The sequence below is a fragment of the Bacillus sp. NEB1478 genome, from assembly GCF_031582965.1.
Classification (GTDB): Bacteria; Bacillota; Bacilli; order Bacillales; family Fictibacillaceae; genus Fictibacillus.
Genome location: NZ_CP134049.1, coordinates 3,308,968 through 3,322,379 on the forward strand (window position 1 = coordinate 3,308,968; position 13,412 = coordinate 3,322,379).

Consider the following 13,412-nt stretch of genomic DNA (forward strand, 5'->3'; position numbering starts at 1 on the left):
ACCACTCCTTACATCAATATTATTTGATGTATCTTCAGTATATACCAAAATTTTCTTTTCGCAACTATTAAATCAAAAAAAATTGATATTATAATCTTTAAGCCATACTTAACAAAAAAAACCAAAGAATGAACAAGCATCCTTTGGTTTCAATAAAACTATTTAAGCTTTTCAACATCTGATAATACTTTATTTAACTCTTCTGATGCTTTTGATAGTGTAGCTGTATCCAATGGTTCAGATTTAGCTCCCGCTTCAATCGTGTGTAAAGGAGTTTCTACCTGCTCATAAAGGTCAGCATCTTTTTCTTTCACACCATCTTCAAATTCTTCCCATGTTTCTTCTAATTTCTCGCCAGACTTCTCAACTTTGTCAGCATCTTTTGCCTCAAGCTGTGAATCCAAATCTTTTAACGTTTGCTTCATTTCTTTTGCTCCATCAGCAATCGTCATTTCTTTCGTTGAAGTTGATTCTTCATTATCCTTAGTTCCACATGCAGATAATAGTAGAGATGCTCCTAATAAAATGGGTACGATAAATTTTTTAGTTTGCATTGTGAAGTTCCCCCTGTTTTCTAAGTTGAATTTTTAATTTAATATCTTTCTTTTGGTTAAGTACTGCTGCAATAATTGCCACGATTAGAAGGAATGCCTGTGGAACAATACTTTGCACCGTTGGATAGAATGCCAAAAATTCAATCGCTGGCAAAGAATCAATTTGTGTTACTGGCAACAGCCCTGCCAGCTGCAATCCATGAATTCCCATTCCAGCAAATTTAAAGCATAAATAAAACATTAAAACACTTGATACTAAGAAAAACGGACGCATTGGAATTCTCAACCCTACCTTCAAGATGAAGTAAGACAGAATGATAAGAATTAAGACCCCTAGCCCTATTCCGGTTAAAAGAGAAGACGTTTCAATGGAATTTGCCATCCCTATAAAAAACAGAACAGTTTCCGTACCTTCTCGGAAAACCGCCAGAAACGACAATGCGGCAAGTGAAAATAAACTTCCTGTATTTAATGCTGTTGTACTTTTAGTACGTATATATCTTTGCCATTCAGCAACACTTGATTTACTGTGCAGCCAATAGCTCATATATAAAAGCATTGCGGCAGCAAAAACCCCCGTCCAGCCTGCAATTAAAAAGTTATTGCTTCCAAACGTTCCTGCTGAGAACATCAGATTCACGATAACACCTAAAATAATGCTTACTCCGACACCTGATCCGACACCCATCCAAATCCATTGCTTCTTATCTTCGTGTCCAGACTTCTTCAAGAAACCTAACAACGCCACGATAACGAGTAAAGCTTCTAAACCTTCACGTAATAATATGGTTACGGCATCCATCATGTTATAGCTCGATTTCATTGCCAGAGGTGCTAGATAATCACGCATCTCCTGAATCTTTTTCTCTGCCTCATTTATTTTGTTTGATGAGAGAAGAGCATAGGATGTGACCATATCACTCTCTGCATCAGAATACACCTTTGATGATTGTGTCAAAACTGACCCTTCAACTTCCAGCCATGATTTTCTAAACTGCTCAATATCTGCTTTTGCCCCCTCTACATCATTCTCATCAATTTTATCTAAGGAATGATCTAGCAGAGTTACGAGGCTCGCAACATTTATCTTTTGATTATGAGTGCTCTTTTCTTCATCCGTTGCAGGAAATTTACCATCAATGAACTTTTGGTTTGTCTGCATCAGTAATGTTAATCCATTAGTTACATTTTCATTTTTAACTGGCTGTTGAGCAAAAGAGAATTGTACTTGACCCATCGCATCTTCAATATCTTTGTAAGCGGTTGTGGATTGGTCTTTAACACCATCTTCTATCGATAGCCATGTGCTCGAAAATTTTTTAAACGTTTTAGCAGCTCCATCCAAATCACCTTGTTTCGATAATTGGAGAGATTGTGATACTAATTTATTTGCTTCAGTCATATCCTCCGTTGCCTTATTATCAGCAAAGCTATGTAAAGGAGATATGATTAGTCCAAACAGAAAAATTACAAGAAAGATTTGAGCCTTCTTTATCAAAACGATCTCCTCTTTTCACAAGGTTCTTTAAAGATAATGAAAATCATTTTCATTTACCCATTCAGAGTATAATATTACTGATAATGATTGTCAATTACAATTTTAAACAATTGTTTAAATACATTAATTTGAGGTTACATTACATATGAATAAAAAGGAGGTAATTATTGTTATGTCTCATGAACAATATCTAGAATGTATCGATGAATGCCTAGCATGTATGAAAGCTTGTAACCACTGTTTTGATGCTTGCTTAAAAGAAGATGATGTAAAAATGATGGCTGAATGTATCCGCTTGGATCGCGAATGTGCAGAAGTGTGCAGCTATGCCGCGACAGCTATGTCACGAAACAGTCCCTTTTCAAAAGAAGTCTGCCAGCTTTGTGCAGACATTTGTGAAGCTTGTGGCAAAGAGTGCAAAAAGCATAATCACGAACATTGTCAGCAATGTGCTGAAGCCTGTTTACGATGTGCCGATGTATGTCGCCAAATGGCTAGTTAATAACAGAAAAACAGAAAGAGCCTGAGGCACTTTACCCTCAAGCTCTTCTATCACATAAAAATCTATAAAGATATTTTCATAAATTTATTAACATCTTTAAATCCCATTCTCTCATACAAACTCATTGCCTTCTGATTATGAGTATAAACGTTTAGCCTTACATCACTATATCCATTTTTTCTAAATTCTTTTAAAGCTTCTTCCATTAATAATTTGGAGTACCCTTTCCCTCTGTAAGGTTTTTTCACAAACAAATCATTGACCCAGCCAATTTCATCTCCCGTAAGGTAATCAAATGCTTTATCAATTTGAACCCATCCAAGCAATGTATCTTCTTCCATGAGACAGACAAAATAAGCATTATATTTAGCCGAATGCTCATAAGCTTCAATCATTTTTTGCCTATTGTCATCTGAATCGTGATCTGTAGCTTCCCTGCGGTTTTCACCGGCTAACTCGTAAATTTCTTCTATTTCCGTTTCTGATGCTATTTTAAATCGTAAATTCATTTCTTTGTCTCCAATCAATAAAATAAAATCTATATATTTTTTTCTTTTACTTCCATTTCCTTATGAACCCACGTTATTGATTAAATAGATCATAAACAAGATCCCCATCACAATTAAGCTTACCACGAGTGAAGCCGATAGTATTAAAATGAGATTCTTTGCTGCATGAAATGTTTGCTGATTGATTTGATATCTTTTTCTCATATATTCATAAGACGAAAGAATTATGGTGGATGTACCTAATAAAAATGCCAGTGCACCTACCGTAATCGCAATTAGGTCAGCGGTATGAGATAATTTGTCTTGTAAAGTAAAGTGAAGATTAACGATAACAAAACCTATACCTACGATTGCAATCGCTGTACGAATCCATGCCAGATAGGTTCGTTCGTTTGCTAAATGCTGCTGAATATATTTTGAGTCTATTGTTTGATTTTCTTTTTGTACGAACATAAGAATGACCTCCGTCTAGATTGTATCCATTTCGAATCCGTTGTCTTGCCGTTTTTAATCTCATATAATGAATGTAAGATAACGATATAGAGGTGTTACCATGAAAGAAATTCAACAGATTGAAAAGAATACCTTTAATGACCTGGATGAAGAAACGCTTTTTATGGTAGCTCAATGTTTCAAAGCGCTATCAGACCCTACCCGTCTCCGCATATTAAACTTATTGCTCCAAGGTGAGCATTCTGTTAATGAAATCGCTGATACACTGTCACTCTTACAATCAACAGTATCTCATCAATTGCGTTTTTTAAAAAATGTTAGATTAGTAAAATTCCGCAGAGAAGGCACAACGATGTATTATTCTACAGACGATGAACACGTAATAGACTTGCTTAAACAAAGTATAAATCATGCCAAACATACGTAAAAAAAAAACGAATCAAAAATCGATTCGTTTTTTAATTGCAATGCTCTTCTTTTTGACATCCGATCTCTGCTTCATCAATTTGTATCGTTGTATGTTCAATGTGGAATTGATCATGCAATAATTTATTTGCAGCTTTCAGTACGGTTTGATAATTAGTATCGGATTCCTTTACGATATGACAGCTAAGTGCTGGAAAGTCAGAAGTAATCGACCATACGTGAAGGTCATGAACATCTTTTACTTCAGGAAGCCCCATCAATGCCTCTCTTACTTTTGCCACATCAATATTTAGAGGTGAGCCTTCCATCAAAATATGAAATGACTCTTTTGTTACTCGAAAGGCACTTATAATGATTAAAATAGCCACGATAATACTCGCAATCGGGTCTGCTATACTCCATCCCAAAAACATTATGAGTAATGCAGCAATGATTGCCCCAACTGATCCCAGCATATCACCCAGCACATGCAGAAATGCACTTCTTACGTTTAAATTTTCGTCCTTATCGCCTTTCATTAATATATAAGCCGCAGCGATGTTCACTGCCAAACCAATGAATGAAATAATGAGCATCCCCTTACTCACAACTTCGGGAGGGTTCATCAGACGCTGATAAGCTTCCCAAAAGATATAAAGTGAAATAATGAGAAGTGTTAGCCCGTTTAAAAATGCCGCTAATATTTCAAACCGTTTGTAACCAAAAGTTTTGGAATGAGTAGCTTTTCGCTGTCCATACGTTAAAGCTAAAAAGCTTAACCCCAGTGCAGCCGCATCACTCAGCATATGCCCTGCATCTGATAAGAGAGCCAGACTATTCGTTAATAATCCGCCAACTACTTCAACAATCATAAAGACTGCGATTAAAAAGAAAGACCATTTTAAAGCTGCCTTGTTATTACTTCCGTGGTGATGATGTCCATGGCTATGATTATGGACGTGTTCATGAGAATGTCCCATTGATTACTCACCTCTTATAACCTTTATATGAATATATGCTCATATATATTATGTCAGATACAATCTTTTCATGCAAACAAATATGTAAGGCTTTTTCCCATTAATAGAATAAGCACAAACGTGAAATTTCAACCAAATAATGACTGAAAGGAACCCGAACTGTAATGAGATCGGGTTTCTCTGCTTTTAAATAGGTTTTCTTATCAGGTGGATGATTAAGTCTAATTTGAAATGAATTAAGTCTAATATTAAATAATTAAGTCTTTCTGCATAATTCTGCATGTTTCAACACGCGCTCCCCATTTAATCCGCAAAAGAGGCTGAACCAAGTTTTTGGTTCAGCCTCTTCGTTCATATTAACGAATCATATATACGATTTGAGCGATTGTGAAAGTTACAGCGATCGCTATAACGGTAGGAATCGCAAATGATAAAAATGTCCATTTTTTACTTTTCGTTTCTTTATAGATATTTACTAGTGTAGTTCCACATGGGAAGTGCAGCAGTGAAAACAGCATCATATTTAACGCAGTCAGCCACGTCCATCCATGTTCAAGGAAGATTTTCTTGAGATCCACTAAATTATCAACCTCTGTTAGAGACCCTGTAGAAAGGTAACCCATCAACAAGATCGGTAACACTATTTCATTTGCTGGCAAACCAATTAAGAACGCCATTAAAATAAAACCGTCCAGCCCTAACATTTTTCCGAAAGGATCTAAGAAGTTAACGATATACATCATGATACTTGTATCGCCAATATAAATGTTGGCAATAACCCATGTTAAAATTGCAGCTGGTGCCGCTACCTTAATCGCTCTGTTAAGAACTGCTAAGGATTTTGTTAATGAAGAACGGACAACAGTATCAAAAAATTTAGGACGTCTATAAGGAGGCAGCTCCAACGTGTAATGGGTCGGTACACCTTTAAGTGCTGTTTTTGACAGAACCCATGACACGATGAATGTAACGATGATTCCCACCATCACTATTCCGACGATGACCGCTGTTGTCACGAGTGATTTTGTACCGCCTGTGAAACCCGAAGCCATGAAAAGCGAAGCAAGAACAATCAATGTACCCCATCGCCCATTACAAGGAACAAAGTTGTTCGTTAAAATCGCAAGCATTCTTTCACGAGGTGATTCAATTATTCGGGACGAAAGCATTGCTGCTGCATTACAGCCAAATCCCATCGCCATCGTTAATGATTGCTTACCGTGAGCTCCCACACTTTTAAAAATCCGGTCCATATTAAACGCCACACGTGGAAGATATCCATAGTTTTCAAGCAACGCAAACGTTGGAAAGAAAATTGCCATCGGTGGAAGCATAACACTGATTACCCATGTCGTACCTCGATAAAGCCCGAGCACTAAAATGCCATGCAGCCAATCCGGCGAGTGAACATACGTGAAAAAAGCCGTTATATGATTTTCAAGCCATCCGAAAAATTCAGCAAGCATTGATGATGGTACGTTTGCTCCTGCAATCGTAAGGTAAAACACGATGCCAAGCATGATAAGCATAATAGGAAACCCGAAGATCGGTGATGTGAATATAGCATCTAATTTTTCTGTTCGCTTATCACGATCCGTTTTCGTGTGAGTGACTGTCGCTTCACACAGCTGCTGGCTCCTTTTATAAAGATTCTGAACGATATTATCCCGCAGTCCAGTGTCAGAAATCTCTTGAGCATATGCATACAAATTTTCAAAACTACTATGTTCTTTTGATAATTCATTTTGCATTACTCACACCTCCTTCACCCGAATATCGTTTTTCCATCTGATGAAATAATGACTCATCCCCGTCCAATAACCGTAGGGCAACCCATCTTGATGAAATGGAATCCCCAATATATTCACGAACGAGTGGTTCAATCTGTCTGATCTTTTTTTCAATTTCTTCATCATACGTAATTTTCTCTGGCTCACAAACAACTTTTCCAGTTACGATTCGATCAATTGTATCTAAAAGCATCGCAAATCCCGTTCTGTTTCTCGCCGAAATTTTGATTACGGGTACGCCTAAACGTCTCGTTAAGGCTTTTTCATTGATTACAATTCCTTGCTTATCCGCTTCATCAATCAAATTGATGCAAACGATCACGTTCGTTGTCATTTCCAGTACTTGAAGCGCCAAGTTCAAATTTCTCTCAAGGGATGTTGCATCCAGCACGACAAGTGTGACATCTGGTTTTTCAAAAACAATATAGTTTCTTGCGACTTCTTCATCAGATGAGTTAGAAAAAAGTGAATACGTTCCAGGAAGGTCAATCATCCGCAATGTTTTACCTTTGTGTTCCACAATTCCTTCAGCAAGCGCTACCGTTTTCCCCGCCCAGTTACCTGTATGTTGTTTTAATCCAGTTAATGCATTAAACAGTGTACTTTTCCCTGTGTTCGGGTTGCCTGCTAAAGCAATGGTAAAAGAATTACTCATGGTTAATCAACTCCCCTTCAATCCTCATGCTTTCTTCTTTTCGCAATGCGATCGTAGTCTGGCTTACTCGAAAAGCCATTGGATCTCCCAATGGGCTTTTTCTAATCACTTCCACAATAGCCCCCGGTACAAAACCTAGGTCCAGTAATCTCCTCCTCATCACACCATCTATATTCATAGAGGTAATACGGATGAAGCTGCCGACCTTGCTATCTAATAACCGTACTTTTTTAGCTCCGTCCATTAGTTTTTCCTCCCGTCCCATTTGTTTCCCTAAGGCAACTTTTAATATCATAGTATGAGTCTATTCAGCTTTTGTCAAATAGTTTCTTATAAAATTTACTTTTTTTTAATCGCCCAACCGTATTTTACGTCGTGAAGTAAACATTCGTGAAAAGCTTATAAATGTGCTCTCTTCACGATTAGGCTTCACACTTTTGAAATCAAGCACCATAATTTATTAAAAAATCCAACAAAAAGATGTTCAAATTTAATTGAACATCGAGATTTTAGCAATAAAAAAAAATAGCCCAAAAGCTATGTTTTAACAACATCTTTTGGACTATCCTTTACATCACTTTATTCTTTTTTATCCTTAACCGCTAAAAGCCTTAAGCTGTTTAGCGTCACGATCAATGTTGCACCCATGTCAGCGAATATCGCAATCCACAATGTAAGCCAGCCAGGAACGACTAAAAGCAGTGCCAGCAGCTTGATGCCTAATGAGAACGTAATGTTCTGTTTAATAATCGCCAGTGCTTTTCTTGAAAGCTTCACTGTAAAAGGAAGCTTTCCTAAATCGTCCGCCATCAGGGCAATATCAGCTGTTTCAAGTGCGGTATCAGTACCCGCTCCACCCATTGCTACTCCGACGTTTGCGGCAGCCAGTGCTGGAGCATCATTCACTCCGTCGCCAACCATAGCCACTTTGTCATACGTATTGCGAAGTGTTTTAATTTTATCCAGCTTTTCATGTGGCAAGAGTTCAGCTTGGATTTCCGTAACACCAACAGCTTTCCCGATGGCATCAGCTGTACCTTTATTATCACCGGTGAGCATGATTGTTTTTTGTATTCCTTGAGCATGAAGTTGTTTAATAACTTCAACGCTCGAATCCCGTACTTCATCAGCAACTGCGATAAGTGCTAATACGCGCTCTCCATTCCCGAAAAGCATTACTGTTTTGCCTTCATTCTGCAATTGCTTTACTTTTACCCCATACTTATCTATTTCTTGTACTGATCTCTCTTTAAACCATAAAGGACTGCCAACATAATACTCTTCATTGTTAATGCTGCCTTTAATCCCTTTGCCTGTTACTGAAGTGAAATTTTCAACCTGCAAATGGTAGTATGAACATCCTAATGCTTCAGCTTTTTTAACAATAGCTGAGGCTAAAGGGTGCTGAGAAGCTTTTTCTAAAGCTGCTATTAAAGCGAAAACTTCTGTTTCGTTTCCATCCACTTCAAGGTTTGTTACTACAGGAATTCCTTTAGTGAGTGTGCCCGTTTTATCAAAAGCGATTGCTTTAATTGATCCTAGCTCTTCTAAATGAATACCACCTTTAATCAATACACCATTCCGTGCTGCATTACCGATTGCCGTTACTATTGACACTGGTGTAGAAATCACAAGTGCACATGGACAGCCAACAACTAAAGCGGCCAATCCCTGATAGATCCACTTTTGCCAATCTCCATCAAAAATCGGTGGAATAACAGCTACTAAAAGAGCGACTAAAATAATAGCCGGCGTATAATGTTTTGCAAAACGGTCTACGAATGCTTGTGAAGGTGCTCGTTCTGCTTGAGCTTCTTCCACAAGGTGAATGATCTTGGCTATTGTCGTATCATCCACTCGTTTCGTGACTTCAATCTCTAACAGCCCTTCTTCATTCAATGTTCCAGCAAACACTTCGTCAGCCTGCTCTTTCGTAACAGGAATAGATTCTCCTGTAATAGCAGCCTGGTTTACTGTCGAGATTCCTTTAACAACGCGTCCATCCATCGCGATCTTCTGTCCAGGCTTCACGATCATAATATCGCCGATTTGAATGTCGTTCACACTGATCATATGCTCGTGATGTCCGCGTCTAATCAATGCTTCTTTTGGTGCAATATCCATCAAGGACCGAATGGATTGCCTTGCTTTATCCATGGAATAAGACTCTAAAGCCTCTGAGATTGCAAAAAGTATTACAACCATTGCGCCTTCTCCCCATTCTCCAATAAGAGAAGCCCCGATAATGGCGATCGTCATCAGTGTCCGCATATCAAAATCGAATCTAACTAGATTTTTAAATCCAGTTATGAAGAGACGGTAACCTCCAACAACAATGGATAAAGCATATGGAATGATAGATGATAAAGAACTTTCCCCATACATTTCACCTGTCAGCCAGCCTATGATAAGAAAAACAGCTGCAGTCAGGATCAGTGCATGCTTTTTATAAAAAGGCTCATCATTTACTTCGAACTCTTCTTTTTCAGGAACAACCTTAATATTCTCAAATGAGCCCGCTTTTTCTATTTCTTTAATCGTCGTCTTGCCGAATACCGTAAGTTTTAACGCTCCAAAATTTACACTAGCATCAGAAACACCATCCAGGTGTTTAACGTTCGTTTCGAACTTTTTGGCGCATCCTGCTCAAGTGAATCCCGACACACGATATATGGTTTTAGATTCTTCTTTACTTAATGCTTTCTCCACGGTGTTCCACCTCCTCTTGGTGTGTAACAGCCAGCTCAACCAGTTGCACAACATGTTCATCATCTAGAGAATAGAAAACGAGCTTACCTTCTTTGCGGTATTTTGTCAGTCCCATATTTCTTAAATGTCTTAAGTGATGGGAAGCTGTGGCTGTAGTACTGCCCACTATATTAGCCACATCGCAAACACACAATTCTTTTTCAAGGGTAAGGGCATAGGCAATTTTCAATCTCGTGTCATCAGATAGTGCCTTAAACAGATCCGCTACCTTTAGTGTGTTCTTTTTATCAATATTTCCTTTTAATCGATTCACTTTTTCTTCATCAAAACATGTCACTTCACATATATCATGTTTCTTCATATATAACACCTCATTCATGAACATTCAAACATTCATTTGAATATTAGTATATGAAGTAAAACGAGAATATGTCAATAAACGATGCAAAAAAACCCCCAGCCTAATTACTGCTGGAGGTCTCAAATTATATGATAATTAACTATAAGATCTAATGCTCTCTATAGCCTGTTTTACATTAGCAAATGTCTTTAATGAAGAGAAATTGATTCCTTCTGAAACGGCTCTTATAGCTAATTCAGAACGGATACCGGTTACTAACACTTTTATTCCTAACAATCCAAGGACTTCGTACACATTAAAAATGTGAGCGGCAACCTCAGTATCTATTGTCACAATACCTGAAAAATCCATAATTAAGCAATCAATATCCAGAGCTGGAATTTTCGGCAGAACGTAATTCATAAGATGTTCTGCTCGTTCCGCATCAATGGATCCGATTAACGGAAGTACTGCTAGTCCATCTTGAATCGGTACGATTGGCGTTGATAATTCTTTTAGTTCTTTTCTTGTATTAGATAAAATCTCTTCAGATCGACGCTCAAAAGCAAGCACCGTTTCATTGATGCTAACATCCAGCATTTGATGGACACGCTTAAGAATTAAGACTACACCTTCCGTATCCAATCCTTGCTTGAGGCTGATGTCTAAAATAAAGTCAGCAAAAACCATGCGTGTCTCGGGATATCGAATAAGGATGTCTGAAATCCGGCTATGTTTAGCCGCTGTCTTTTCTCCGTTTTCGCGGCTCCAGGCAATGAGTTCTTCGGGTACTGAACCCTCCGTACAATTTATGGATTCACCAAGAAACTCAAAGAATTCAACATATACTTTTTTTGCTTGATCGATATCTTCCTGGCTAACTTCAAAGCCAAACTTTTTTATTATTTCATCAACGATTTCATTTGCCAGAGATATAGAATTTTCTTTAAGGTAATTTGCAACCGTTAATGTCGAGTTCACTTTTCTTCACACTCCGCATTTTAATGATATAGTTCCTAACCATTGTACCATTAAAAAACCAGTAACTGCCTAAACTGTGAAATAAATTAATAAAAATTAGCAGTGAACGGATATTTTTTTCCATTGATTCCCTCTTTAAGATTTAAACAATTGTTTAAGCTTACTTTGGAGTATTTTGATTGCTTGCTTCAATGTTCCAAAAGTGAGGATTCTCTGAAAATCAACACCTAGATCCGGTGACTGTTTGTGCCACATCAGAGAGAGCAGTCTTAACCCCTAGTAAACGCAGCGAATCGATTACTTTAAAAAGTTGGTGAGCATATGTTGGGTTTACAGCATTAGCTCCAAAATCAGCTAATAAAACTACATCACATTAATTTAGTGGGATGACCAAAAGGCAGTCAATTAACAGACTGCCTTTTTGTTTATCAAGAAAACAGTGCATTTTTTAAGCACTTGCTCAATTTTTTTGTTACTCAACAAGAATAGAAACGGCGCTATAAACTAATAACAAAGCCATTATAATATTAAACTGATTTCTATATTTTGATAAAAACTTTTGAAAAACAGAGCCAAACAGACTCCAGCAAAAAGTACTTGTAAAACCTATGAATGCCAGGAATAAGGCAAAAAATACGAAACTGTAATTTGATTGGTGGTAAGGGAGAATAAAAGTCCCTACAACAGTAATGCCGTACAGGATTCCTTTTGGATTCACAAATTGCAAAAGCATACCTGCCAAAAAGCTATTATACTTGCTCCCATCTTCACTATTTGCACTATTTTTGCTGGTCATTATTTTCACAGCAAGATACAGCATATAAATAGCCCCTAGTATAGTCATAAAGAATTCAATCTTAGGAATGAAATTTTTAAGCAATAGATTGAAATAGCTGCTTAATAAGATGATAACAAAGAATCCAGCCCCTACACCTAAACAAAAACGGATCGTTCTCTTCAATCCGTATTTGTTAGCAAATAACATAGACATGATATTGTTGGGTCCCGGTGTGAAGCTAGTAATAAAAACATATAACAAAAACGAAATGACTGGCATAGGAAATCCCTCCCTGTTGTATGTTATAATGTCTAACATGAACACTATAACGATTTACTGTTTATTGTACAAAACGGTCGTTATATTGTAAATGATTAAGGAGTGTTTTCTATGGAGGAAATCCATCTTATCATTGCCAAAAATTTAAAAGCCTTTAGAGAAAGCAAAAAATTAAGTCTGGAAAAGGTTGCAGAATTGACAGGCGTGAGCAAAACGATGATCGGACAAATCGAAAGAGGCGAATCCAGCCCCACGATTACGACGATTTGGAAAATAGCAAACGGTTTAAAAGTATCATTTACTTCATTAATTAATAATCCACAAGAAGATACAAAAATTATCTTAAGAAGTGATATTCAACCATTAACTGAAGACAATGGAAAGTATCGGGTCTATCCTAACTTCCCTTTCGCTGATGATCGGCGTTTTGAAGTGTACTCCGTTGAAATTGAAAAAGGCGGGTACTTAAGTGCAGATTCCCATAGAGAGGGAACAGAAGAGTTTGTTACCGTTTATGAAGGAGAACTGACAGTACGCGTGAATAATAATGAATACACCGTAAACAGCGGAGATTCCATCCGATTCAAAGCAGACAGGCCGCATACGTATCATAATTCAGGAAAAACATTAACACGTTTAAGCATGATTTTGTATTATCCATCTTAATAAAAACAAAAAGCACTCCTCTTTTCCGGAGTGCTTTAAACATTTGTTTAATTCAATTTTATCCCGTAATGCTTCGTTCAATGGCATAGTCCCAGCTCGGAAAATAGTGGAGAGCATTCCGCATTAGATGAGGATGTGATTTTTTCACCATTTTCTTGTTTAAGTTTTTACCACTGGCACTCAAATTCTGAATTTCCAACAAAACCTCTTCTGAACTCATGGTTACTTCCATATCAAAACCTCCCTTTTGTATGAACTACTAACATTCATTTACATAAAGAGCTTTTCATATACCCATCATTTCGTTTTCTTC

16 protein-coding genes are annotated in these 13,412 nt (G+C 37.4%); 3 read left to right on the forward strand and 13 right to left on the reverse strand.

Going from position 1 to position 13,412, the window contains the following annotated elements; all coding sequences use genetic code 11:
* Positions 1-158: 158 nt before the first annotated feature.
* Positions 159-554, reverse strand: a complete 396-nt coding sequence (locus RGB74_RS16675) for a hypothetical protein (protein ID WP_310760413.1) — start codon at positions 552-554, stop codon at positions 159-161.
* Complete coding sequence (locus RGB74_RS16680; RefSeq protein WP_396135986.1) at positions 544-2,052, reverse strand: FTR1 family iron permease; 1,509 nt, start codon at positions 2,050-2,052, stop codon at positions 544-546. The genes RGB74_RS16675 and RGB74_RS16680 overlap by 11 nt, the downstream gene beginning before the upstream one ends.
* A 172-nt stretch (positions 2,053-2,224) precedes the next feature.
* On the opposite strand from RGB74_RS16680, the gene RGB74_RS16685 reads away from it, so the two are divergent.
* Positions 2,225-2,554 carry a four-helix bundle copper-binding protein gene (locus RGB74_RS16685; RefSeq protein ID WP_310760414.1) on the forward strand — a complete coding sequence of 110 codons (330 nt, stop codon included), beginning with the start codon at positions 2,225-2,227 and terminating at the stop codon, positions 2,552-2,554.
* Between the two features lie 62 nt (positions 2,555-2,616).
* Here RGB74_RS16685 and RGB74_RS16690 read toward each other — a convergent pair whose 3' ends face one another.
* On the reverse strand, positions 2,617-3,063 hold the full coding sequence (locus RGB74_RS16690) for a GNAT family N-acetyltransferase (protein ID WP_310760415.1): 447 nt from the start codon (positions 3,061-3,063) through the stop codon (positions 2,617-2,619).
* Positions 3,064-3,123: 60 nt separating this feature from the next.
* The gene (locus RGB74_RS16695) at positions 3,124-3,516 is read right to left on the reverse strand and encodes a YidH family protein (RefSeq protein ID WP_310760416.1); all 393 of its coding nucleotides are present in this window, start codon (positions 3,514-3,516) and stop codon (positions 3,124-3,126) included.
* A 100-nt stretch (positions 3,517-3,616) separates the two neighbouring features.
* On the opposite strand from RGB74_RS16695, the gene RGB74_RS16700 reads away from it, so the two are divergent.
* Positions 3,617-3,943, forward strand: a complete 327-nt coding sequence (locus RGB74_RS16700; RefSeq protein ID WP_310760417.1) for an ArsR/SmtB family transcription factor — start codon at positions 3,617-3,619, stop codon at positions 3,941-3,943.
* A gap of 31 nt (positions 3,944-3,974) precedes the next feature.
* On the opposite strand, the gene RGB74_RS16705 is transcribed toward RGB74_RS16700, so the two are convergent.
* From RGB74_RS16705 to RGB74_RS16740, 8 genes are all read right to left on the reverse strand, one after another.
* Positions 3,975-4,901, reverse strand: a complete 927-nt coding sequence (locus tag RGB74_RS16705) for a cation diffusion facilitator family transporter (protein WP_310760418.1) — start codon at positions 4,899-4,901, stop codon at positions 3,975-3,977.
* 356 nt (positions 4,902-5,257) lie between these two features.
* Entirely contained in the window at positions 5,258-6,652 is a 1,395-nt protein-coding gene (locus RGB74_RS16710) for a nucleoside recognition domain-containing protein (protein ID WP_310760419.1), read from the reverse strand.
* The gene (locus tag RGB74_RS16715; protein ID WP_310760420.1) at positions 6,642-7,346 is read right to left on the reverse strand and encodes a FeoB small GTPase domain-containing protein; all 705 of its coding nucleotides are present in this window, start codon (positions 7,344-7,346) and stop codon (positions 6,642-6,644) included. The genes RGB74_RS16710 and RGB74_RS16715 overlap by 11 nt, the downstream gene beginning before the upstream one ends.
* The gene (locus RGB74_RS16720) at positions 7,339-7,590 is read right to left on the reverse strand and encodes a FeoA family protein (RefSeq protein ID WP_310760421.1); all 252 of its coding nucleotides are present in this window, start codon (positions 7,588-7,590) and stop codon (positions 7,339-7,341) included. The genes RGB74_RS16715 and RGB74_RS16720 overlap by 8 nt, the downstream gene beginning before the upstream one ends.
* Before the next feature lie 335 nt (positions 7,591-7,925).
* A complete protein-coding gene (locus RGB74_RS16725; protein WP_310760422.1) occupies positions 7,926-10,055 on the reverse strand; it encodes a heavy metal translocating P-type ATPase in 2,130 nt (709 codons plus the stop codon).
* Positions 10,036-10,416 (reverse strand): ArsR/SmtB family transcription factor, encoded by a 381-nt coding sequence (locus tag RGB74_RS16730; protein ID WP_310760423.1) that lies wholly within the window; start codon positions 10,414-10,416, stop codon positions 10,036-10,038. Before RGB74_RS16730 ends, RGB74_RS16725 begins: the two co-directional genes overlap by 20 nt.
* Positions 10,417-10,551: 135 nt before the next feature.
* The gene (locus RGB74_RS16735; protein ID WP_310760424.1) at positions 10,552-11,376 is read right to left on the reverse strand and encodes an STAS domain-containing protein; all 825 of its coding nucleotides are present in this window, start codon (positions 11,374-11,376) and stop codon (positions 10,552-10,554) included.
* 472 nt (positions 11,377-11,848) lie between these two features.
* Complete coding sequence (locus RGB74_RS16740) at positions 11,849-12,433, reverse strand: LysE family transporter (protein ID WP_310760425.1); 585 nt, start codon at positions 12,431-12,433, stop codon at positions 11,849-11,851.
* 111 nt (positions 12,434-12,544) lie between these two features.
* Between RGB74_RS16740 and RGB74_RS16745 the strand changes: the two genes are divergently transcribed.
* A complete protein-coding gene (locus RGB74_RS16745) occupies positions 12,545-13,099 on the forward strand; it encodes a helix-turn-helix domain-containing protein (RefSeq protein ID WP_310760426.1) in 555 nt (184 codons plus the stop codon).
* 58 nt (positions 13,100-13,157) lie between these two features.
* On the opposite strand, the gene RGB74_RS16750 is transcribed toward RGB74_RS16745, so the two are convergent.
* Entirely contained in the window at positions 13,158-13,331 is a 174-nt protein-coding gene (locus RGB74_RS16750; RefSeq protein WP_310760427.1) for a hypothetical protein, read from the reverse strand.
* Positions 13,332-13,412 lie beyond the last annotated feature (81 nt).

Coding starts and splice junctions, on each gene's coding strand:
- RGB74_RS16720 (WP_310760421.1), bottom strand. CDS start 7,590: ATGGACGGAGCTAAAAAAGTACGGTTATTAGATAGCAAGGTCGGCAGC.
- RGB74_RS16700 (WP_310760417.1), top strand. CDS start 3,617: ATGAAAGAAATTCAACAGATTGAAAAGAATACCTTTAATGACCTGGAT.
- RGB74_RS16750 (WP_310760427.1), bottom strand. CDS start 13,331: ATGGAAGTAACCATGAGTTCAGAAGAGGTTTTGTTGGAAATTCAGAAT.
- RGB74_RS16715 (WP_310760420.1), bottom strand. CDS start 7,346: ATGAGTAATTCTTTTACCATTGCTTTAGCAGGCAACCCGAACACAGGG.
- RGB74_RS16730 (WP_310760423.1), bottom strand. CDS start 10,416: ATGAAGAAACATGATATATGTGAAGTGACATGTTTTGATGAAGAAAAA.
- RGB74_RS16675 (WP_310760413.1), bottom strand. CDS start 554: ATGCAAACTAAAAAATTTATCGTACCCATTTTATTAGGAGCATCTCTA.
- RGB74_RS16705 (WP_310760418.1), bottom strand. CDS start 4,901: ATGGGACATTCTCATGAACACGTCCATAATCATAGCCATGGACATCAT.
- RGB74_RS16745 (WP_310760426.1), top strand. CDS start 12,545: ATGGAGGAAATCCATCTTATCATTGCCAAAAATTTAAAAGCCTTTAGA.
- RGB74_RS16685 (WP_310760414.1), top strand. CDS start 2,225: ATGTCTCATGAACAATATCTAGAATGTATCGATGAATGCCTAGCATGT.
- RGB74_RS16690 (WP_310760415.1), bottom strand. CDS start 3,063: ATGAATTTACGATTTAAAATAGCATCAGAAACGGAAATAGAAGAAATT.
- RGB74_RS16740 (WP_310760425.1), bottom strand. CDS start 12,433: ATGCCAGTCATTTCGTTTTTGTTATATGTTTTTATTACTAGCTTCACA.
- RGB74_RS16710 (WP_310760419.1), bottom strand. CDS start 6,652: ATGCAAAATGAATTATCAAAAGAACATAGTAGTTTTGAAAATTTGTAT.
- RGB74_RS16695 (WP_310760416.1), bottom strand. CDS start 3,516: ATGTTCGTACAAAAAGAAAATCAAACAATAGACTCAAAATATATTCAG.